The 19,431-nt window shown below is 72.7% G+C and carries 12 protein-coding genes; 6 read left to right on the forward strand and 6 right to left on the reverse strand.

What is annotated here, in order from left to right; genetic code table 11:
• The first annotated feature begins 103 nt into the window (after nt 1-103).
• Nucleotides 104-724, forward strand: coding sequence for a TetR/AcrR family transcriptional regulator (locus tag AB0M70_RS04645; RefSeq protein ID WP_365816366.1), 621 nt, complete (start codon nt 104-106; stop codon nt 722-724).
• 23 nt (nt 725-747) lie between these two features.
• Here AB0M70_RS04645 and galE read toward each other — a convergent pair whose 3' ends face one another.
• The 4 genes from galE to AB0M70_RS04665 form a co-directional block, all read right to left on the reverse strand.
• A complete protein-coding gene (gene galE / locus AB0M70_RS04650) occupies nt 748-1,731 on the reverse strand; it encodes a UDP-glucose 4-epimerase GalE (protein ID WP_365816368.1) in 984 nt (327 codons plus the stop codon).
• 92 nt (nt 1,732-1,823) lie between these two features.
• Complete coding sequence (locus tag AB0M70_RS04655; protein WP_365816370.1) at nt 1,824-3,473, reverse strand: glycosyltransferase family 2 protein; 1,650 nt, start codon at nt 3,471-3,473, stop codon at nt 1,824-1,826.
• A gap of 35 nt (nt 3,474-3,508) precedes the next feature.
• Complete coding sequence (locus AB0M70_RS04660; RefSeq protein ID WP_365817528.1) at nt 3,509-5,104, reverse strand: hypothetical protein; 1,596 nt, start codon at nt 5,102-5,104, stop codon at nt 3,509-3,511.
• A gap of 2 nt (nt 5,105-5,106) precedes the next feature.
• Nucleotides 5,107-8,598 carry a CDP-glycerol glycerophosphotransferase family protein gene (locus tag AB0M70_RS04665; RefSeq protein ID WP_365816372.1) on the reverse strand — a complete coding sequence of 1,164 codons (3,492 nt, stop codon included), beginning with the start codon at nt 8,596-8,598 and terminating at the stop codon, nt 5,107-5,109.
• Between the two features lie 151 nt (nt 8,599-8,749).
• On the opposite strand from AB0M70_RS04665, the gene AB0M70_RS04670 reads away from it, so the two are divergent.
• Complete coding sequence (locus AB0M70_RS04670) at nt 8,750-10,858, forward strand: bifunctional glycosyltransferase family 2 protein/CDP-glycerol:glycerophosphate glycerophosphotransferase (RefSeq protein WP_365816374.1); 2,109 nt, start codon at nt 8,750-8,752, stop codon at nt 10,856-10,858.
• On the opposite strand, the gene AB0M70_RS04675 is transcribed toward AB0M70_RS04670, so the two are convergent.
• Both AB0M70_RS04675 and AB0M70_RS04680 read right to left on the reverse strand, forming a co-directional pair.
• Entirely contained in the window at nt 10,843-13,680 is a 2,838-nt protein-coding gene (locus tag AB0M70_RS04675; RefSeq protein ID WP_365816376.1) for a stealth conserved region 3 domain-containing protein, read from the reverse strand. The genes AB0M70_RS04670 and AB0M70_RS04675 overlap by 16 nt on opposite strands.
• A complete protein-coding gene (locus AB0M70_RS04680) occupies nt 13,677-14,612 on the reverse strand; it encodes a hypothetical protein (RefSeq protein WP_365816378.1) in 936 nt (311 codons plus the stop codon). Before AB0M70_RS04680 ends, AB0M70_RS04675 begins: the two co-directional genes overlap by 4 nt.
• A gap of 133 nt (nt 14,613-14,745) precedes the next feature.
• Here AB0M70_RS04680 and AB0M70_RS04685 point away from each other — a divergent pair, with 133 nt between their 5' ends.
• The 4 genes from AB0M70_RS04685 to AB0M70_RS04700 are packed head-to-tail and all read left to right on the forward strand — an operon-like array spanning nt 14,746 to nt 19,330.
• Nucleotides 14,746-16,503 carry a hypothetical protein gene (locus tag AB0M70_RS04685; RefSeq protein WP_365816380.1) on the forward strand — a complete coding sequence of 586 codons (1,758 nt, stop codon included), beginning with the start codon at nt 14,746-14,748 and terminating at the stop codon, nt 16,501-16,503.
• Nucleotides 16,500-17,663 carry an acyltransferase gene (locus AB0M70_RS04690; protein WP_365816382.1) on the forward strand — a complete coding sequence of 388 codons (1,164 nt, stop codon included), beginning with the start codon at nt 16,500-16,502 and terminating at the stop codon, nt 17,661-17,663. Before AB0M70_RS04685 ends, AB0M70_RS04690 begins: the two co-directional genes overlap by 4 nt.
• A 52-nt stretch (nt 17,664-17,715) precedes the next feature.
• On the forward strand, nt 17,716-18,456 hold the full coding sequence (locus tag AB0M70_RS04695; RefSeq protein WP_365816384.1) for a methyltransferase domain-containing protein: 741 nt from the start codon (nt 17,716-17,718) through the stop codon (nt 18,454-18,456).
• Between the two features lie 55 nt (nt 18,457-18,511).
• A complete protein-coding gene (locus tag AB0M70_RS04700) occupies nt 18,512-19,330 on the forward strand; it encodes a TylF/MycF/NovP-related O-methyltransferase (RefSeq protein WP_365816386.1) in 819 nt (272 codons plus the stop codon).
• Nucleotides 19,331-19,431 lie beyond the last annotated feature (101 nt).

Consider the following 19,431-nt stretch of genomic DNA (forward strand, 5'->3'; position numbering starts at 1 on the left):
TTACTCGTTGCGTCGGGACGGACCCGTATCGTCGCAACGTCGAGAGTAGGACGATGCGACGTCGGAACGCAACCGTATCGTCGTGACGTTCTATGCTGTCCGCATGACGACGAGCAGGCCAGGAGATGAACAACCCCGCCGCAGGGCGCCCGCGGGCGCGGCGGTGCTCCGCGAGGATGTGACCGAGGCCATCAGGTCCGCCGTCTTCGAGGAGCTCGCGGCGGTCGGGTACGCGCGCATGTCCATCGAGGGCATCGCGCGCCGCGCGGGCGTCGGCAAGACCGCCGTCTACCGGCGCTGGCGCTCCAAGCTGCATCTCGTGCTCGACCTGGTGTCGGCGATAGCGGTCCAGGGCCTGCCGATGCCGGACAGCGGCTCCCTGGAGGGCGATCTGCGGCTGCTGTACGAGGTGACGTCACGCGCCCTGCGGCACCCCGTGGCCTCGCAGGTGATCCCCGATCTGCAGGCGGAGGCGGCACGCAACCCGGAGATCGCCGAGGCCCTGCAGAAGGCCTTGCGGGAGGGGCAGCACGGGGTGGCGAACGGCATCGTGCGGGCCGCCGTGGCGCGGGGCGAGGTACGGGACGGGGTGGACGAGGGCCTGGCCCTCGACCTGGTGTCGGGGCCGCTCTACTGGCGCTCCGTGGTGGTGCGCGCGGAGCTGCCCAAGGGCTACCTGGCCGGCCTGGCCACGGCTACGGCGGCGGCGCTGCGGGCCTTGTGAGGCGAAGCTGACGGAGGCGGAGGCTACTGCCGCGCCGCCCCCGGGTGCGTCCGCACCCAGCCGGCCCACGCCGACGTCACCATCTCGCGCACGTCCCGCTTGGCCGACCAGCCCAGTTCCGTGGCGATGCGGTCCGCCGACGCCACCACCCGGGCCGGGTCGCCGGGGCGGCGGGGGGCCACGACGGGCGGCAGGTCGTACCCCGTCACCTCGTTGATCAGGGTGGCCATCTCCAGGACCGAGACGCCCTCGCCGCGGCCGATGTTGAGCGTCAGGTCCGTGCCGCCGGGCGCCGCCGCCAGCTTGCGGGCCGCCGCGACGTGGGCCTCCGCGAGGTCCGCCACGTGGATGTAGTCGCGTACGCAGGTGCCGTCCGGCGTCGGATAGTCCGCGCCGAAGACGCGCGGCGCCTCACCGTCCGTGAGCTTCTCGAAGACCATCGGGATCAGGTTGTACACGCCCGTGTCGGCGAGCGCGGGGCTCGCCGCGCCCGCCACGTTGAAGTACCGCAGCGACGCCGTCGACAGGCCGTGCGCCCGGCCCGTCGCGCGGACCAGCCACTCGCCCGCCAGCTTCGTCTCGCCGTACGGGCTCATCGGCAGGCAGGGCGTCTCCTCCGTCACCAGGTCCACGTCGGGCATGCCGTACACGGCCGCGGACGAGGAGAGCACGAAGGACGCGACGCCCGCCTCGGTGACCGCCGACAGCAGGACCCGCAGCCCCTCCACGTTCTCGTGGTAGTACCGCAGCGGCTGCTCCACCGACTCGCCGACCTGCTTCTTCGCCGCCAGATGCACGACACCCGTGACGGAGTGCTCCGCCAGCGTGCGGGCCAGGAGGTCCGCGTCGAGGGTCGAGCCGGTCACCAGCGGCACACCCTGGGGCACGCGCTCGGCGATGCCCGTGGACAGGTCGTCGTAGACCACGGCCCGCTCGCCGGCGTCCGTCATGGCGCGGACCACATGTGCCCCGATGTAGCCGGCGCCGCCGGTGATCAGCCAGGTCATCGTCACTCAGCCTTCTTCTGTGGGTCCGGGTGGAGGGTCCGGGGGACGGTGGACGGTTGTGCAGTCTCGCAGAGGCCGGTGTTCGGGCGGCGTCAGCGTCCCGCTCCGCCCACCCACCGCGCGAGCCGCCTGCGCACCACCCCGAGCACTCCCCGCAGCCCCGGCGCGAGCCGCACCGCCAGATTCCCCGCCTGCGTCCGGTAGGGCTGGGCCAGCAGAATTCCCCGCAGTGACGGCAGCGCCGTGCGCCGCAGCAGACCCGGGCCGGCCACCGCGCGCGCCGTCGTCTCGCGCGCCGTCCCGTCGCCGAAGTGCAGGCGCAGCCGCAGGTCCCACACGCCGCCGCCGAGCGCGCCCAGGTCCAGGACGGCCTCGGTCAGCCAGGTCTCCCCGTCCTCCGTCGGGCCGAACGCCGCCGTCCGGCGGAGCACCGGGCCTTCGCCGTTCCTGGGCACGAGTTCCACGTCGACCGTCGTCGGGCCCGCCTCGGCCACCCGCCCGTACAGCTCGTGCAGCCGCAGCGTGAGGCGGCTGCCGCCCGCGCGCGGCCGCAGTTCCGCGTCCACCGCGAGCGGGAGGAGGCGGATGGGGCGCACGAGGAGGTGGTCCAGGGTCACCTGGGGGAGGTCGGGGGACCAGACGGGAGTCTCGCCGTCGGCCGACCGCGCGTAGGGCGGCGAAAGGCGCGCGGGGCGGGCGGCCACCTCCTGGAGGCGGGTCAGGTCGCGCGGCTCGGGGGACGCCAGGATCACCCGGGCGATGATGCGGCCCGGCGCGGGTGCCGCGTCCAGGTCGCCCGTGTCGAAGCCCGCGAGGTACGCGCGCGTGGCCGTCCACCACTCCGCGCGGTACTCCGGGCTGCGCGTGGTGAGCTCACGCGCGTACATCCGCAGGCTGTGGTCGATGAACTTGGCGCGCGCGGCCCGCGCGAGCCGCTTGCCCGCGTCGCCCGACGCGCTCCGCGCCTCCCGCAGGATCTCGACGGCCTGCCGGTGGGCCTCGAGTCGGGCCCGCCAGTTGTCGATGCCCGAGCGGTCCAGGGAGATCGACAGCTTGGCCGCGGTGCGCCGCACGTTCCACACGTAGACGGGGTCCGTGATCAGCGCGATGCGGGGGCCGGCGGCCAGGACGCGGGCCGTGAAGACGAAGTCCTCGTACGTGAAGCGGCCCTCGGGGAAGCGGAGGGTGTGCTTTCGCAGGAAGTCGGTGCGGTAGAGCTTGTTGACGCACAGGGTGTCGTGGACCAGGCGGGTGCGCAGCTCGGGGCGCGCGATGAGGCGCGGCTTCGTGTAGAGCATGGGCTGCCAGGGCGTCTCGCGTCCGGAGGGCAGTTCACGGCGTACGCACAGGCCCGTGACCACCTCGGCGTCGTGCCGCGCGGCGGCCTTGAGGAGGGCGTCCACCGCGCCCGGCGGCAGCACGTCGTCGCTGTCGAGGAACATCACGTACGCGGACGTCGTGGCCTCGATGCCGTCGTTGCGGGGGGTTCCGCAACCGCCGCTGTTGGTGGCGCGGCGGATCGGTGTGACGCGCGGATCCTCCCGGGCGAGCGCCGCGAGCAGCTCGTCGCTGCCGTCCGTCGAGCAGTCGTCGACGGCGATCACCTCGCGGACGGCGGGGCCTTGGGCGAGCGCCGAGCGCACCGCGTCGGTGATGTGCGCGGCGTCGTTGTAGCCGATCACGACGACGCAGACCTGGGGCGACGGGGGCGGCGGGGGCGAGAGAGACAGAGAGGGGTCCACGGGGGAAATTTTAGAGGTTGCCGGTAATTATCCGATTAGGGGGTCTTCGGCTGTTTCGTGTTGCTGTCTCCCGTATCCGTGCCGCCGTCTCCCGCATCCGTCTTCCCGCCGCTGACCCGCGCAAGCACCTCGCCCGTCCGCGGCCCCCACGCCACGACCACCGCCTCGTCGGGCACCTTCTGGTCGGGCGAGAGCAGCAGCCAGCGCACGTCGTAGCGGCGCACGATCCGGGTGCGTTCCGCGCGGGTCGCTTCCTCGGAGAGGTAGTCGCGCACCTTCTGGAGGCGGTGATTGCGCGTGTCCTCGGCCAACGAGGCGTCCGGCCAGGCGGGGGCGACGAGGTTGGCGCCGTACGCCGGGAGGGAGCGGGTGGGGTAGTAGCCGTCGGTCAGGACGACGTCCCCCTGGCGCATCTGGCTCACCGCCCAGCCGTAGCCCGGCCAGCGCGGCGGCTGGTCGAAGCCCACCGGGTCGAGCGCGCGCGGCACGACGGCGCCCGCCTGGAGCGTGAAGAACCCGACGGCCGCTCCGGTCGCCGCCACACCCCCCAGGGCCATGCGCCACCGGCGCCAGGGCCGGGGCGCCGCCAGTTCGATCGCGAGGGCGAACTGGAGCGGGACCAGGGTCAGGCCCATGATGCGGCCGTAGGTGTAGTGACCGCTCAGCCAGCCGTACGCCACGACCGCGCAGTCCAGGACGAACATCAGGACCAGCGGGTCGCGCCGGTTCCCGCGGAACCTGAGCGCGAGCGCGGGCAGGCCGATCAGCGCGAGCCAGAACCGCTGGGGCATCTCGGTGTAGAGCTGCCGGTGGATCCAGTCGACGCTCTCGTCACCGACGAGCGAGAACACGGAGAAGTAGGGCCAGCTCGCCGCGATCACCGCCGCTGTCACGCCGGTCGCCGCCCACTTCCACAGCCCCGCGAAGGGGCGCCGGGCCGAGGCGGCGAACGCCACCACCCCGATCACCGCGGCCACGGACGAGATCGGGTGAACGAGCAGGATCACCCCGCACAGCGCGCCGAGACCCACGTACGCCATGACGCCCCGGGGCGACTTCGCCAACGCGCCCGCCCAGCCGAACGCCCAGAACGCCAGGCCGATCGCGAACGTCGACGGATAGGCGAGGTTCCCCGTCATCGACATCAGGCCGAGGTAGCCGCTCCACCACGCCATCCGGGTGCCCCAGAGCAGCACCATCGCGAACAGCGCGAGCACGGGCGCCCACTGACGTGGCGTCAGGACCTTCACGAACCGGCCGAGACCCGTGAGCAGCACCAGCAGGTTCAAGGGCCCCGCCAGCTTCACGACCTCCCAGCCCGCGAGCCCGGTCACCCGCGCGAAGACACCTTGCGCCACCGCGTACGGCGAGTAGTACGGGCTGCCCGCGCCCGGCAGGTCCGCCATCGGGTGGCGCGGATGCAGCAGGTCGGCCTTGAGCCGCTCGATCACCGCCGCGTGCTGCCCGAAGTCGCAGCACATCGGCACCCGCCAGAAGGCAAGCGACATCACGACCCAGAAGAGCCCGCCGAACACGACGTACGGGCTCGGCCGCCACCGCCCCCGTCCGTGCAGGGCCGTCGCGCCGTGGACCTCGCGGCGCGTGAGGAGGCCGGCTCCCCGCGTGGCCATGGTCATCGCATGAGCCTCTCCGCGACACGGGCCGCCGCCCGCCCGTCGTCCAGGTCGCAGTAGGCCTCGCGGAACGCCGCGTACGCCTCCGCGTGCCGGGCGGTGAGCGAGTCCAGGTCGCGCAGGGCCTCGACGACCTCGCCGGTGGAGGCGAGCAGCGGTCCCGGGGCGCTGGTCTCGAAGTCGAGGTAGAAGCCGCGGACCGTGTCGCGGTAGTGCTCCAGGTCGTAGGCGTGGAAGAGCATCGGACGCCCGGTGTGCGCGAAGTCGAACATCAGGGAGGAGTAGTCCGTCACCAGCACGTCGGCGATCAGCAGGAGTTCGGCCGTGCGGGGGTGCGAGGACACGTCGCGCACGAAGGGCGCGCGGGCGCCGGGCAGCCGGCCCGCCGTCAGCGGGTGCTTGCGCACGAGCAGGACGTGGTCGCCGCCGAGCACGTCCTGCGCCGCGGCGAAGTCGAGCGCGGGCTCGTAGCGGAAGCGGCCGGGGGAGTAGGCGAGGTGGTCCCGGTAGGTCGGCGCGTACAGGACGATCCGCTTGTCGGGGGTGATGCCCAGTTCGCGGCGCACGCGTTCGGCGACCTTGGCGCGGTCGTCGGAGAAGAACACGTCGTTGCGGGGCGAGCCCGCCTCCATGACCTCGCCCTCGTAGGCGAGCGCACGGCCCAGGTGAGGGGTCGAGAAGCGGTTCGGGGAGACGAGCACGTCCCACTGGCGCGAGAGCCGCGGCAGGACGTCGAGGTGGCCGTGGTCGGCGTAGAGGGTGTCGGTGAGGTCGGTGCCGATGCGCTTGAGGGGCGCCCCGTTCCAGGTCTGTACGACGGTCTGCCCGTCCCGCCGCTCGAAGAAGTCGGGCAGATGGCCCGCGGTGACGATGCGCCGGCAGCGCGCGAGCGCCTCGTGGAAGGCCGTGCTGTGCTCCTCCACGCCCTTCGCCCCGGCAGGCACCCGCGTCTGCTGGTCCTGCGTCACCCACAGGTGCTCGACGTCCGCGCCGCGCCGCACCAGCTCCTCGTGGACCGCGCGCGGCGAGTCGCCGTCGAAGTAGAGCACCGCGTCCCGCAGGGGCTTGGTGCGCTGCTGCGGATAGTGCGCGGTGCGCAGCCGGTGCTGCCGGTAGGCACCCCGCTCGCCGCGGGCCAGCACGGACCCGGCTTCGAGCAGCAGCCGGTCGCCGAACCGGCGGTCGACGGTGAACTCCCGCCCGTCCACGGTCTGATGGAGCGGGAACCCGGCGGACACGGAGGCGAGCAGCCGCACCGGCATGCCGTCCCCCGAAGCACCGTGCGCGGCGCTCTCACCCCCGTCACCTCGCGCATCCCGCAGGAACGCGTACCAGCGCCCCTCCCGCAGCACCCCGCCCCCGGGCGCCACCACGCCCCGGAAGCGCCCGGCGGAACGTTCCACCGGGACGGTCACCTCCTCGTCCCTGCCGCTGTGCCGGAGCACCAGTTCCGCCGTGTCCCCGCTCGCGTCGGAGACCGTGCCCTCGATCGTCAGCGTGCCGTCCGTGCTCCACGCCACCCGGTCGGCGATCGGCTGCCGGGTCAGCTCGACGACCAGCTGGCCCAGGTCGTTCGCCGACGCGCACAGCTCGCGGCCGCCCGCGTGGGAGGCGTAGCGGCCCGGCGGCAGGTCCAGGGCCGCCGCCAGGGACTTCAGCTTGCCGTCGGGCAGCACCAGGTTGGCCTGCCAGCGGTCGCCGTGCGGGGGCTCGACCTCCTTGGGGGCCAGGTGCGGGGTCGGTGCGATGTCCTCCAAGTCCGCGAGGCGCACCCGGACGTCGAAGCGGTCGTCGCCGGGAAGCGTGACCGGGTAGTCGAACTCCGCCGAGGAGTGCTTGTGCGTCAGGCGCAGGGCTTTTGGACGCAGATGGCTGGGCAGATGGCCGCTGAGGACCATGGCGTGGCCGTCCCGGTGGTGGGCGTCGACCCGCGCCACGTACTCCTGGATCCGCAGCACCAGGCGGCCCTTGCTGAAGCCGAGGACGAGGCGGAGCCCGTCGCCCAGTTCGCGCACGACCGACTGCGCGGCCGACCCGTCCAGCGGGCGCACCGCGGCCCGCCGCACGGAGCCGTGGCCCGCGACGACCACGCCGAGCAGCCAGTTGCCCGGCCGCCACCGGCCGCCCGTCTTCAGCTGCTCGGGGTCGACGGTCATCTCGAACCCGGAGAGGTCGTAACAGTGCAGCCGCTGACGGGAGTTCTCGGTGGCCTGCGGGGCGGCGACCGTCCGGGTGGCGACCCGCCGCAACTGGGTGCGGCTGCTGGTCGACTTGAGGACGGCGGCCTTGACGGAGTGCCCTGGACGCGTCGCCTCCAGATTGCGGACGTAGGCGTATCCGCTGATCCGCAGCAGCCCGTCCGGGCTCCAGCCGGCCTCCCGCACCCGGGCGATGACCGGCAGCTCGCCCCGCCCGAGCCGGGCGATCTCCTGCGGCACCCGGATGTGACCGCCGGAACCGCGCGGATAGGCGGCGCTGCGCCGGACCAACCCGCGGACCTGGAAGGCGTTCTTGTTGTTGCGCTGCTCGAAGGTGAGCAGGTCGATCAGGTCGGCGGTGCGCCCTTCGCGGACGAGGTGCCACTTCACCCGCAGGGACACCGGGAGGCCCGCGATGACCCCCGGATCGGCGCGGCGCAGGAAGGCGGCGGCGCCCTTCACGAAGGCGGCGCGGTACTCGGGCCCGCCCATCGGCAGGCCCTCCAGGAAGTACACGAAGTCGTCGCGCAGGCAGGAGGTGTCGTACGTCCCCCGCATCTCGGGCGCGTGTTCGGCGAGGAAGGCGCTGACGTGCGCGCACGCGGCGATCCGGTCGCGCACGCCCTTGACGTCCGTGCGCCGCCGGGTGATCGAGCCCTCGCGGACCCGCCAGTAGTAGACGTGGTCGCTGAGCACGTCCACGGACCCCGCGAGGAAGTGGGCGGGGATCATGACGGGTGTGTCCTCGTACAGCTTTCCCTCGGGGAAGGTGAAGCCGTGCCGGTCCCAGAAGGCGCGCCGGAAGACCTTGTTCCAGGCGACGCGGTCCGCGAGGAGCTCCAGGTCGCGGCTGATGTGGGTGCGCGAGCGCGGTTCGGTGAGCCACTTGTACTGCCAGGCCTGCTGGCGGCCGCGCTCGTTCAGGCGCCAGACGTTGCCGCTGGCGAAGTCGGACCCGGTCGAGTCCAGGCTCGCGGTCATCCGGGCGTACGCGTCGTGCGGCACGACGTCGTCGCTGTCGACGAAGGTCAGGTACTCGGCGGTCGGGGTCGCGTGCCGCACCCCGGTGTTGCGGGCGGCGCTGAGGCCCGCGTTCGGCTGGCGCACATAGACGAACCGTGGGTCCTTCGCCGCGAACTCACGTGCGATCCGCGGGCTGCCGTCCGTCGAGCCGTCGTCGACGAGCACGGCCTCCAGGTCGGCCATGGTCTGCCCGGCGATCGACTCCAGGCACTCCTCCAGGAACTCTTCGACGTTGTAGATGGGCACGACGACGCTGAGACGGGGCTGCACGGCGACCGGCCTTTCACGGGGGAGCAATCATGGGAGTACGGGCGTATTCATCCCCTTTGCCCGTTCCGGTCAATTTCTTTGCCCCCCTTCACCCCAATGAGTGATGCGAGGTCTTCGACAGGGCGTGTCCGGCTGACTACCGTCGGTGTGCATGTCGCGCTTCTCGGTTGTCGTCCCCGCCCATCGCGTCCAGGGCTACCTGCGGGAATGCCTGGACTCCGTGCTCGAACAGGCCTTCTGCCGTACCGGCGGTGACCTGGAGCTGATCGTCGTGGACGACGCGTCGCCCGACGCGTCCGCCGCGATCGCCGCGGAGTGTGCGGAGCGCGACCCGCGCGTGCAACTCGTACGCCTCCCCGCCCACGCGGGCGCAGGACCCGCCCGCAACATCGGCGCGGACCGCGCCACCGGCACCCACCTCCTCTTCCTCGACGGCGACGACCTGCTCCTGCCGGGCGCCCTGGAGGCGATCGCCGAGGCCCTCGACGCGGCGGACGACCCGGACGTCCTCCTCCTCGGCCACGACCGCGTCGACTGGTGGGAGAACGTCCGCCCGGGAGGCGACGACCTCGCGGGAGACCCCCTCGCCGTCACCGTCGCCCCCTGGAACCGCGTCTACCGGCGCGCGTTCTGGCAGGAGCACCGCCTCGCGTTCAGCGACGGCCCGTACGAGGACGTGGTGCCGGTGCGGCGCGCGACCCTGGCCCCCGGCGCGCGCACCGCCGTCCTCGACCGGCCTTGCGTCCGCTGGCGCGAGCGGCGCGGCGGCAGCTTCGCCAAGACGCCGGGCCGGGCGCACTTCGCGCTGATCGGGCGGTACGAGGAACTGCTTGCCGCGGCCGATCCCGCCGACCGCGCCCGGCTCGTCCCGCACGCGGCCAGGCATCTGCTCGCCGTGCTCGACGACGCGGGGCGCATCACGCCGGGCGACCGCAAGGACTTCTTCCGCGGGGCGGCACGCCTCTACCGGACGTACGGCCCGGCGGGCCCGGCGGCGACACCGGGGGAACGCGCCCTGGCCACCGCCTCGTACGCCGCCTACGAGGCGCACCGCAAGAGCCGGTCCCGCAGGAGTGGCCTCGCCCGCAGGCTCAAGCAGCAGAAGAAGAAGCTGCGCGCCCGAGCCATGCGCCTCGCCTACCGCGCCGATCTGCGCCGCCCCCTCGACCCCCACCTCGCGGTCTACGGCGCCTACTGGAACCGCGGGATCTCCTGCAACCCGGCCGCCATCCACGCCAAGGCCCGCGAACTGGCCCCGCACATCAGGGGCGTATGGGTGGTCTCGTCCCGCAACAAGCACCGCGTGCCATCCGGGGTCGAGTACGTCATCGAGGGCTCGCGCGACTACTGGCAGACCATGGCGAGAGCGACGTACCTGATCAACAACTCCAGCTTCCCCGGCGGCTTCACCAAACGCCCCGGCCAGGTCTACCTCCAGACCCACCACGGCACCCCGCTCAAGAAGATGGGCCTGGACCAGCGCCGCTACCCGGCGGGCACGCACGGCATCAGCTTCCAGAAGATCCTCGACCACACCGACCAGTGGGACTACAGCCTCTCAGCGAACCCGCACTCCACGGAGATCTGGGAACGGGTCTACCCCTCGACCGCCTACGAGGCCCTGGAGGCGGGCTACCCGCGCAACGACGTCTACTTCACGGCGGGCAGGAGCGAGATCGCCGCCCTCCGCGCGGAGTTGGGCATCGCGGACGGCCGCACGGCACTGCTCTACGCCCCCACGCACCGCGACTACCAGAAGGGCTTCTCGCCCCGCGTCGACCTGGAACGCTTCGTGCGTGCGCTCGGCGACGAGTACGTGGTCCTGGTCCGCGCCCACTACTTCTACGGCGCCGACGCGGGCCTGCGCGCCCACCCCCGGCTCATCGACGTCACCGGCCACGCGCGCGTGGAGGACCTCTGCCTGGCCGCCGACGCCCTCGTCACGGACTACTCGTCCCTGATGTTCGACTACGCCTGCCTGGACCGCCCGATCGTGACGTACGCCCCGGACTGGCAGGCCTACCGGCTGGCGCGGGGAACGTACTTCGACCTGCTCTCGGGACGGCCGGGGGAGACGCCGGGGGCGGTGGCGCGGGACGAGGAGGAGCTGGTGAGGCTGTTCCGGGACGGGTCCTGGAACGCGGCGGAGGCGACGGCGCTCCGCACGGCCTTCCGGGACCGGTTCTGCCCGTACGACGACGGAGGAGCCGCCGAAAGGGTGGTGCGGCGGCTCTTCCTGGAGGGTCAGCCCCGCTCGTAGGGGGAGCGCACCGGGAAGTACGCCGCCAGGAACGCGCGCATGGCCAGGGCCATCTCCTCGTCCGTCAGTTCGCTGTCGGGGGACTCGCCGATGCAGAAGGCCGTCTTGTTGCGGCCCTGGAGCAGTTGGCCCAGGCGCGCGTGGTCGGTGCGGGTGCCGATGTCCACGAAGTCGTAGGCGATGCCGGCGGGCACCGCCCGGCCGGTGAGGTACGCGTAGTGGTGGTGCAGGGAAGAGACCAGGGCGAGGTCGCTGTTCGAGCGGAAGCGGCTGCGCGCGGTCGCCTCGAGTTCCTCGGGGAAGCGTTCGGTGAGCTCCGCGAGGACGCTGCGGTGCAGGGCGTAGGGGGCGTGGAAGAAGCTGTGGGTCGCCGTCCTGCCGAACGCCGCTCGCAGCAGCTCCCGGTTGTTCTTCGCCGCCGCAAGGTAGCCCTCGTCCTCGGGTGACACGGGCAGCGCGGGCACCGAGGCCGACGACCAGAAGAAGCGGGCGGTGCCCGAGCTGAGGAAGAACGTCTCCGGGGTGGTGGGGCGCCCGAGGAACATGTCGTCGTTCAGATAGAGGAAGTGCTCCGACAGGCCCTCGATGCGGTGCAGTTGGCTCTCGATGGAGTGGGAGTTGAAGGTGGGGAGCGCGGCGTCCGGATCGGCGAAGAGGTCACGGTGGTCGATCACCGTGAGGCCCGGGTGTTCCTCGTCCAGCCACGCCGGCCGCTGGCCCGCCGTGACGAGGTAGATGTGCCGGATCCAGGGCGCGTACATGGCGAGGGAGCGCAGCGAGTAACGCAGCTCGTCGCGGTTGCGGAAGCGGACGGCGCCGTGGTCCGGCGAGGAGTCGTCCTCGGGCCCGCCGAGCGCCTCCGCGCGGCGGGCACGCCACTCGGGGTCGGAGTCGTCGACCCACGTGTAGACCGCGTCGACGGGGAAGTCGACGTCACCGATCAGGACTTGGGCGAAGACGTCCAGCGTGGGGTACGTGCGCTCACCCACCCGGAGGGTGGCGGTCGGCGCGAGCGAAGGCAGCTCGGACCCGGCGAGGGTGGTGCCGAAGGGCGCGCGCCGGGCTTCGGTCCCGGTGAGACCGGCGGCCCCGTCGACCCGCGGCCAGAACGCCACCGTGCAGGCCTGCTGGACGCCGTGGCGCAGGGAGAGCGTCGTCGTGGTCACCGGCTTGAACAGCTTGATGCCCGCGACCTCGCCGATGCCGTCGAGCCGCTCGGCGAGCACGACACCGGGGGCCGCGTCCCGGGGATGGACCAGTTCGGCGTAGACGGGCTGGCCGTGCAGGGACTCGGAGAGCGCCTTGAGCGCCCCCTCGCGCTCGTCGTCGGCCACGGCGAGCGTGTGCGCGGTGCCGGACGTGCGCACGAGGACGTACGGGATGTCCTCCGACTCCAGTGCGGTGGCCGCGATCTCGAGGTTCCAGTCGGTCATGGCCGGCGCGAGGATGTCGTCACGGCGCTCGGCCAGCCGGCCCACCGAGCGGATGAGCAGGCCGCTGGTGTCGGCGGCGGCGATCTCGTCCTCGCGGGCGCGCTCCTCGGTGCTCGGCGGTGCGTCCAGGGTGTACGGCGTGGTCGGGCGGAAGCCGCTGCCTCCGGAGGCGACACCGAGCGCCACCCGGTCCGCGCGGTCGTCGAGGCGCTCGGGGGCGTCGCGCCGCGCCACGAGCCGGGAGTACAGCTCCTGCCAGCGCGCCGTGACGTCGGCGGAGGAGAAGCGGGCGTAGACGCCTTCGCGCGCGGCCCGCGCGTAGGACCGCCGGGTCTCCGCGTCGCCCATCAACTCGCTCATCGCGGCGGCCAGTTCGCGTACCTCGCCGGGCGGTACGAGCAGCCCGTCGACGCGGTGCCTGACGATCTCGGCGGGTCCGGTCAGGACGTCGTACGCGACCACCGGCACACCCGCGGCCAGCGCTTCGAGCAGCACGAGCGGGAACGCCTCGTTGTGCCCCGCGGTCATCAGCGTGAGCCCCGCCTTGGCCCACTCGGCGGCCATGTCCTGGCAGGGGCCGAGGAGTTCGACCCGGTCCTGGAGGCCGAAGCCGTCGACGAGGCGGCGCAGGCTCTGCTCGCGGTGGCCGCCGCCGAAGACGCGCAGGGTCCAGTCGGGGTAGGCGTCGGCGACTTCGGCGAAGGCGCGCACGGCGTGGTCGACGCGCTTCTCGCCGGTGAGCCGCGCGGCCATGACGATGACCTTGCTCTCGCCGTCCGCGCGCGGCCTGAAGCCGTCCGGCACGGCGTTCGGGATGACCGCGAGCTCGGGGGCGGTGGCGCCCAGGGACTCCGCGATCCAGTCGCGGGTGCGGTCGGTGAGCGTGACCAGGGCGTCCAGGCGCGGCGCGTGCAGGAGCAGGGGTTCGCCGGAGGGGCCGCGGCGCTGGGTGGGGCGGTGCTCCTGGTGCACGGTGACGACCCTGGCCGGGACGAGCTCGACGGCGGCGGCCATCAGGGCGGGTGTCGTGGTGACCAGGACGTCGGTGTCCAGGGTGGTCAGGGCGGCGGCCATCTCGATGTCGGAGAGCCGGTCGAAGGCGGACTCCCAGGCGGGCTTGATCAGTTCGCTGGGCAGCGCGGCCAGGGTGCGGCAGGCGGCCTCGTCCAGGCGTGAGCCGCGCACCGGACGCTCGGGGGAGGTGGTGCGGTCGACGAGATAGCGGACGGGGAGGCTGCGGGCCTCGGGGAAGAAGGGCTCGGGGCGGGTCCGGAAGACGGAGATGACCTCGACGTCGTGCCGGTCGGCGAGGTGCTGTGCCTGGGTGTAGGTGGCCAGCTCGGTGCCGCCCATCTCGTCGCCCCAGCCGAGGAGGTACGTGATCTTCATGAGGTCTCCTTCGAGATGTCCCAGCACGTCAGGCCGAAGGCGCCGGACTTGGTGAAGTGGGCGTGCGCGCGGATCAGGGCGCCGTTCGGCAGGGCGAAGACCCGGAAGGGCGTCGGGTAGGCGGCCGAGGGGTCGCGTACGTCGGTGAGCCAGCGCCCCAGGGGGAGCGAGGCGCCGGACGTCTCCGCCTCCACGTGGAAGTCCCACACCCACTGCCCGGGGCTCGCCCCCGCCATCTCCCCGAGCGGCAGCCGGAAGCTGAACTCGGCGCCCTCCCACACCGCCCCGACGGGCACGGTCACCCCGTCCCGCCGCCGCACCGCCTTCGCCCGCCACCGCCGCGAGGGACCCGCCATGACGAGCCGTCCGTGCACGACGATGCCGTCACCGCCGGGCACGAACCGCACGAGCTCGGCGCGCGGCCTGGACCGGGTCACCTGAAGCACCGCGCGCCCACTGCGGCACCGGACGACACGGATGAGCGTGCCGGTGCGCGGGTCGGGGGCGTGGCGGACGGTGGGCGTGGGCGGCAGTTCGGCGTCGGCCTCGATGCCGATGCCACGCCGTCGTACGCGTCCACGGGCGTCGGCGGTGACCACCGTGAGCCGCCAGACACCCTCGCGCAGGTCGCGCAAGGTGGCCGTCCCGGCGAGCAGCAGGCCACCGTGGGCGTGCTGTTCGAGGGCGAGCGGCACGCGGAACCTGCGGTGGCCGCGCGAGATCAACAGATGCGCCCCCTCGCCCTGTTCACCGGGGAGGGCGGCGACGGCGACGTTGAGCGTACGGCTGTCCCGGACCGACAGATGCACGGGCGGCAGAAGTGCCTGAGCCCCGCCACCGGCCCGCCCCGCGGCGGCGCGTTCCGCACGGAAGCGGGTGGTCCGTGCGGTGGCGAGGAGCCGCCGTGCCGCGGGCGGCAGGGCCGGGGTCATGGCGTGAACCCAATGTGGTGCATTGTGCCACTTTGCCCGTTGTCCACCCCGGGGCAGGGTGAGGCCGCGTACGGGTCACCCGCGTGGCGGACGGGAGAGTGACTTGAGGCGATATGTGTAAGTTAGCCCCTTAATGATCAGTCCCCTCGCGCAGTTCCAGCGCCGCAAGGAACCCTCCGCACCACCGGCCGAAGCCCCGTCCCCGGCCCGCAAGCCGGCCCGAGAGCCGGCCCGCACGCCGGCCCCCGCCGCCCTTCGCCGCTGGGCCGACCCCGCGGCCGTCGCCCTCGCGACCCTGCTCGTCGCCTGGCGTGCGAGCGCGCTCGGCCAGTGGATCGTGGACGACGCGGCCATCACCTTCGCCTACGCCCGGAGCATCGACGAGGGCCTCGGCCCCGTGCAGCAGCCGGGCGCCGACCCCGTCGAGGGGTACTCCAACCCCTCCTGGCTCGCCCTGCTCGTCGTCGGCCGCAGGCTCGGCCTCTTCGACCACGGCGCGCTCCTGGGCGTCAGCGACCTGGTGCTCTACCCCAAGGCCCTCGCGCTGCTCTGCACGGCGGGCGTCCTGGCCTGCGTGACCGTGGCGGCGCGCGCGGTGCTGCCCGGTCGCGCCTGGGCCGTGACGCTGCTGACCGGCGCCGTCCTCGCCGCGAACCTGTCGTACGTGGCGTGGTCCTTCTCGGGGCTCGAGAACCCGCTGTACGCGCTGACCGCCGCCGCGACCGGCGCCCTGCTCGTCCGCGCGGCCGTCCGCGGCGCCCTGCTGCGGCCCGCCGTCGCCGCGAGCGCGGGGGCTCTCGCGCTGCTCGCCGCGCTGACCCGCCCGGACGGCGCGGTGCTCGCCGCGGCCTACCCGGTCACCGTCCTGCTGTTCCTGCGCAAGGACCACCTCGCGCGGGCCGTGCGGGCGGCGGCGCTGAGCTGCGGCACCTTCGCGCTGCCGTACGGGGTATTCCTGCTGTGGCGTCGCGCGACCTTCGGCCTCTGGGTCCCGAACACGGCGGTGGCCAAGGCCCAGCAGCCCCCACGGCTCGGCCAACTCGCTTCCGCCGGTGAGCTGTTGACGTACGGCGGCTGGGCGCTCGCCCTGATCGCTGCGGCCTGCGTCGGTATCGCGCTCGCCCGCCCCGGACCGTCCCGCCGAGCCCTCGCCGCGCTGCTCGTCCCGCTGGCCCTCACCCTCCTGGCGTACGGCGTGCTCGGCCGTGACTGGATGGCGCTGTACCGCTTCGCGACCCCGGTGTGGGTGCTCGCCGCCACGGCGCTCGCGCTGGCCGTAGCCACCGTCTGGCGCGCGGAGCGTCCCCGCGCGCGCGTCCTGACCGGCTGTGCGCTCGCGGGCGCCCTGCTGCTCTCGGTCACCGGACAGGCCGCGCAGAACGGCAGGTTCGTCGACCGCCCGACCCTGTCCATGTGCTACGTCGCCGAGCGCTACGGCCACACCTTCAACGCGTACGCCTCGTACCTGGGCCTGCGCGACGCCACCGTGGCCCTGCCCGACCTCGGCGGCACCTTGCTGACCTCACGGCTGCGGGTCGTGGACGTCGCGGGCCTGACCGACCGCCGCGTGGCCGACGCGTACGCGGCCCGCGACACGGCCGCCCTGCGCCACTACGTCCTGGACGAGGTACGCCCCGAACTGCTCCACGTGCACGCCGCCTGGACCGCCAAGTCCGGCCTGACCGAACCCCGTCTGGCCACCGCGGGCTACGTCCCCCTCTACCGCGAGGGCAACGGCGGCGACTACGTCCGGGCGGCCGCGGTGCGCGACCCGGCCCGGATCACCGCACTGCGCGCACGCGTGGGCCCGGTCCTGGACACCATGGTCGCCGAGATGCGGCCGGCGGGCTGCGGCCCCGCCCTGCGCGCGGGCGAGGGGGCGCAGGCATGACGACCGCTCTCCCGCGCCAGACCAGGACCCGCCCCGCGCCGGCCACCCCCGTCGCCCCCGAGTCCCGGGTCGACTCCCTCACCGGGATGCGTTTCCTCGCCGCCTTCGCGGTGTTCGTGCACCACTTCACCGGGCTCAGTGCGTACGGCGGCGTCGCCCACGCGCCGCTGCTCTTCCCGTACTCGCGCCTCGGCGCGACCGGCGTCGACTTCTTCTTCGTGCTCTCCGGTTTCCTGCTCACCTGGGGGCACCGCCCCGGCGCCCGCGCCGGCCTCTTCTACTGGCGCAGGTTCGGCCGCATCTGGCCCGCCCACCTGGTCGCCACCGTGCCCTGCATCTGGGTCTTCTACCTCTGGGGAGGCGTGCCGACGGACGCCCTCAGCTTCGTCGCCTCGCTGTTCCTGGTGCAGACGTGGTTCCCCGGCGTCACCCCGATGTTCCCCGGCAACGGCGTCGCCTGGACCCTCAGCGTCGAGGTCTTCTTCTACCTCCTCTTCCCGTTCGCGATCCGCCACGTCCTGCGCCTGCGCACCCGCACCCTCGCCCTGCTCGCCGTCGGCGGGCTCGTCGCGATGTGGGCGCTCAACTGGTGGACGGCCACCCACCTCTCGCCCTTCGCCAGCGAGTGGGTCATGCGGCACCCGGTGACCCGGCTCCCGGAGTTCTTCGTGGGCATGGCCTGCGCGCTCGCCCTGCGCCGCGGGCACCGCCTGCGCCTCAGCCCGCCGGTGCTCTTCGCCTGCTTCGTCGCGTACGCCGTCGTCCACAGCCACCGCGCGGAACTGTTCGGCCCGTACGCGGCGGGCCAGCTCACCTGGGCCCTGCGGTCGGTCGCGGCGCTCTTCGCCGTCCTGTTCATCGCCGCCTACGTCCAGCGCGAGCTGTCCGGACACCGCGGCTGGCTCTGCTCGCGCCCGATGGTGCTGCTCGGGCTCTGGTCGTACGCCTTCTATCTGCTGCACCAGACCGTCAACCGGCTGATCCTCGACACCTACGGCCGCCCGCAGCCGGAGAACGTCGCGGTGTTCACGCTGCTCGGCGTCGGGGTCACGGTCGTCGCACTGTCGTGGGCCCTCTACACGTACGTCGAGGAACCGGCGAGGAAGTGGTGCGCCCGGCGGACTCCGCGCCGATGGCGCAGCTGTGTCGGTACACGGTAAACGCGTGTGATGCCGAGAAGATCCCGGTTCAGGCCCCTGTGTAGGAGGAGACGTGCACCAGTCCGCGTACGAACAGATGGAACTCTGTGTGGCGCAGTACATGCCCGCGGGGAAGCGCCACCGGGTGGTCGATCTCGGGGCCCGGGTCTCCGACGGGCAGACCCGCACCCACAAGACCCTGCTCGAAGGGCGCGACACGGAGTACGTGGGCGTCGACGTGCTCGACGGCCGCAACGTCGACGCGGTGATGACGAAGCCGTACCGCATCCCCCTGAAGTCCCGCAGCGCCGACTTCGTCATCTCCGGGCAGGCGTTCGAGCACATCCCCTTCTTCTGGGCGACGATGCTGGAGATCGCCCGCGTCCTGAAGCCGGAGGGCATCGCCTTCGTGACGGCGCCCTCGCGCGGCCACGTGCACGACGCGCAGGACTGCTGGCGCTACTACCCCGACGGGTTCCGCGCCCTGGCCGCCTACACCCGGCTCGAACTCCGCGAGGCCTACACGGACTTCCCGCCCATGAACGGCATCCGCCACGCCTACGGAAGCATCGACGCCAAGCACGCCTACTGGGGTGACTCCGTCGGCGTGTTCCAGCGCCCCAAGAACTACCCGGCCCTCACCATGGCGTTCGTGCGCGGCACGACCAACTGGTGGGCGAACAGGATCGGTGGCGTCGACGGGGTCCCGCTGCCCAAGCCCGTCGAGGGCCGCGCCGACTGCGGCAGGCCGAAGGTGGTGGCGCCGCGCGAGACCGACGAACAGCCCGTTTCGGCGACAAGTGATGTCAAATGACTTCATGTTGACGAAACCTGGCATCAGGGGCGTTTGGCGCGTACTGTCCGCTCCCATGGCATGGCGACGCGCTGTGAACGGCGCACTGAAGCAACTGACCGGATATCAGCTGACACGCAGGCCGGTGCCGGCCCAGCGAGCGGCGGCCGCCCCGGCGCCGAAGCCCGCCCCGGCACCGAAGCCGAAGCCGAAGGCCCTGAACCTCCCCGCCGACTACGACGAAGAGGCGAAGGAGATCATCCGTGCGGTGAAGCCGTACACGATGACCTCTCCCGAACGGCTGAACGCCTTCATCCTGGCGACCCGGCACGTCGTGCGGCACGACATCCCCGGCGGCATCGTCGAGTGCGGTGTGTGGCGCGGAGGTTCGATGCAGGCCTGCGCCAAGGCCCTGCTCGCCGCCGGTGACACCGAGCGCGACCTGTACCTCTTCGACACCTTCGAGGGCATGACCCCGCCCACCGAGGAGGACCTGCGCCTCGACGGCAAGTCCGCCGAGGAACTGCTCAAGCTCCAGGGCAAGGACCGCCCGATCTGGGCGGTCGCCTCCCTGGACGACGTCAAGTCCGGCTTCGAGAAGGTGCCCTACCCCAAGGAGCGCGTGCACTACGTCAAGGGAATGGTCGAGGAGACCGTCCCGCGCGAGGCACCCGAGCAGATCTCGATCCTGCGCCTGGACACCGACTGGTACGCCTCCACGAAGCACGAACTGGAGCACCTGTACTCCCGGTTGGTGAGCGGCGGCGTCCTGCTCATCGACGACTACGGCTACTGGCAGGGCTCGCGCCAGGCGGTCGACGAGTTCATGGACAAGACCGGGGAGCGGCTGCTGCTCCTGCGCATGGACGAAGGACGCATCGCCGTGAAGCCCTGACCGGGCTGCGGCACCTGAGCGGGCCCCGTGCCCGGCGGCCTCGGCCACCGGGTGCCGGGCCCTCTCGCGAGATCACTCGAATGGCTCTGTGCGGGTGACCC

It is taken from the genome of Streptomyces sp. NPDC051214 (genome assembly GCF_040682375.1).
Taxonomy (GTDB): domain Bacteria; phylum Actinomycetota; class Actinomycetes; order Streptomycetales; family Streptomycetaceae; genus Streptomyces.

Bases quoted from the DNA above. Each gene is read 5' to 3' on its own strand.
- AB0M70_RS04645 (WP_365816366.1), top strand. From the start codon at position 104: ATGACGACGAGCAGGCCAGGAGATGAACAACCCCGCCGCAGGGCGCCC.
- galE (WP_365816368.1), bottom strand. From the start codon at position 1,731: ATGACCTGGCTGATCACCGGCGGCGCCGGCTACATCGGGGCACATGTG.
- AB0M70_RS04660 (WP_365817528.1), bottom strand. From the start codon at position 5,104: ATGGCCACGCGGGGAGCCGGCCTCCTCACGCGCCGCGAGGTCCACGGC.
- AB0M70_RS04670 (WP_365816374.1), top strand. From the start codon at position 8,750: ATGTCGCGCTTCTCGGTTGTCGTCCCCGCCCATCGCGTCCAGGGCTAC.
- AB0M70_RS04675 (WP_365816376.1), bottom strand. From the start codon at position 13,680: ATGAAGATCACGTACCTCCTCGGCTGGGGCGACGAGATGGGCGGCACC.
- AB0M70_RS04680 (WP_365816378.1), bottom strand. From the start codon at position 14,612: ATGACCCCGGCCCTGCCGCCCGCGGCACGGCGGCTCCTCGCCACCGCA.
- AB0M70_RS04685 (WP_365816380.1), top strand. From the start codon at position 14,746: ATGATCAGTCCCCTCGCGCAGTTCCAGCGCCGCAAGGAACCCTCCGCA.
- AB0M70_RS04690 (WP_365816382.1), top strand. From the start codon at position 16,500: ATGACGACCGCTCTCCCGCGCCAGACCAGGACCCGCCCCGCGCCGGCC.
- AB0M70_RS04700 (WP_365816386.1), top strand. From the start codon at position 18,512: ATGGCATGGCGACGCGCTGTGAACGGCGCACTGAAGCAACTGACCGGA.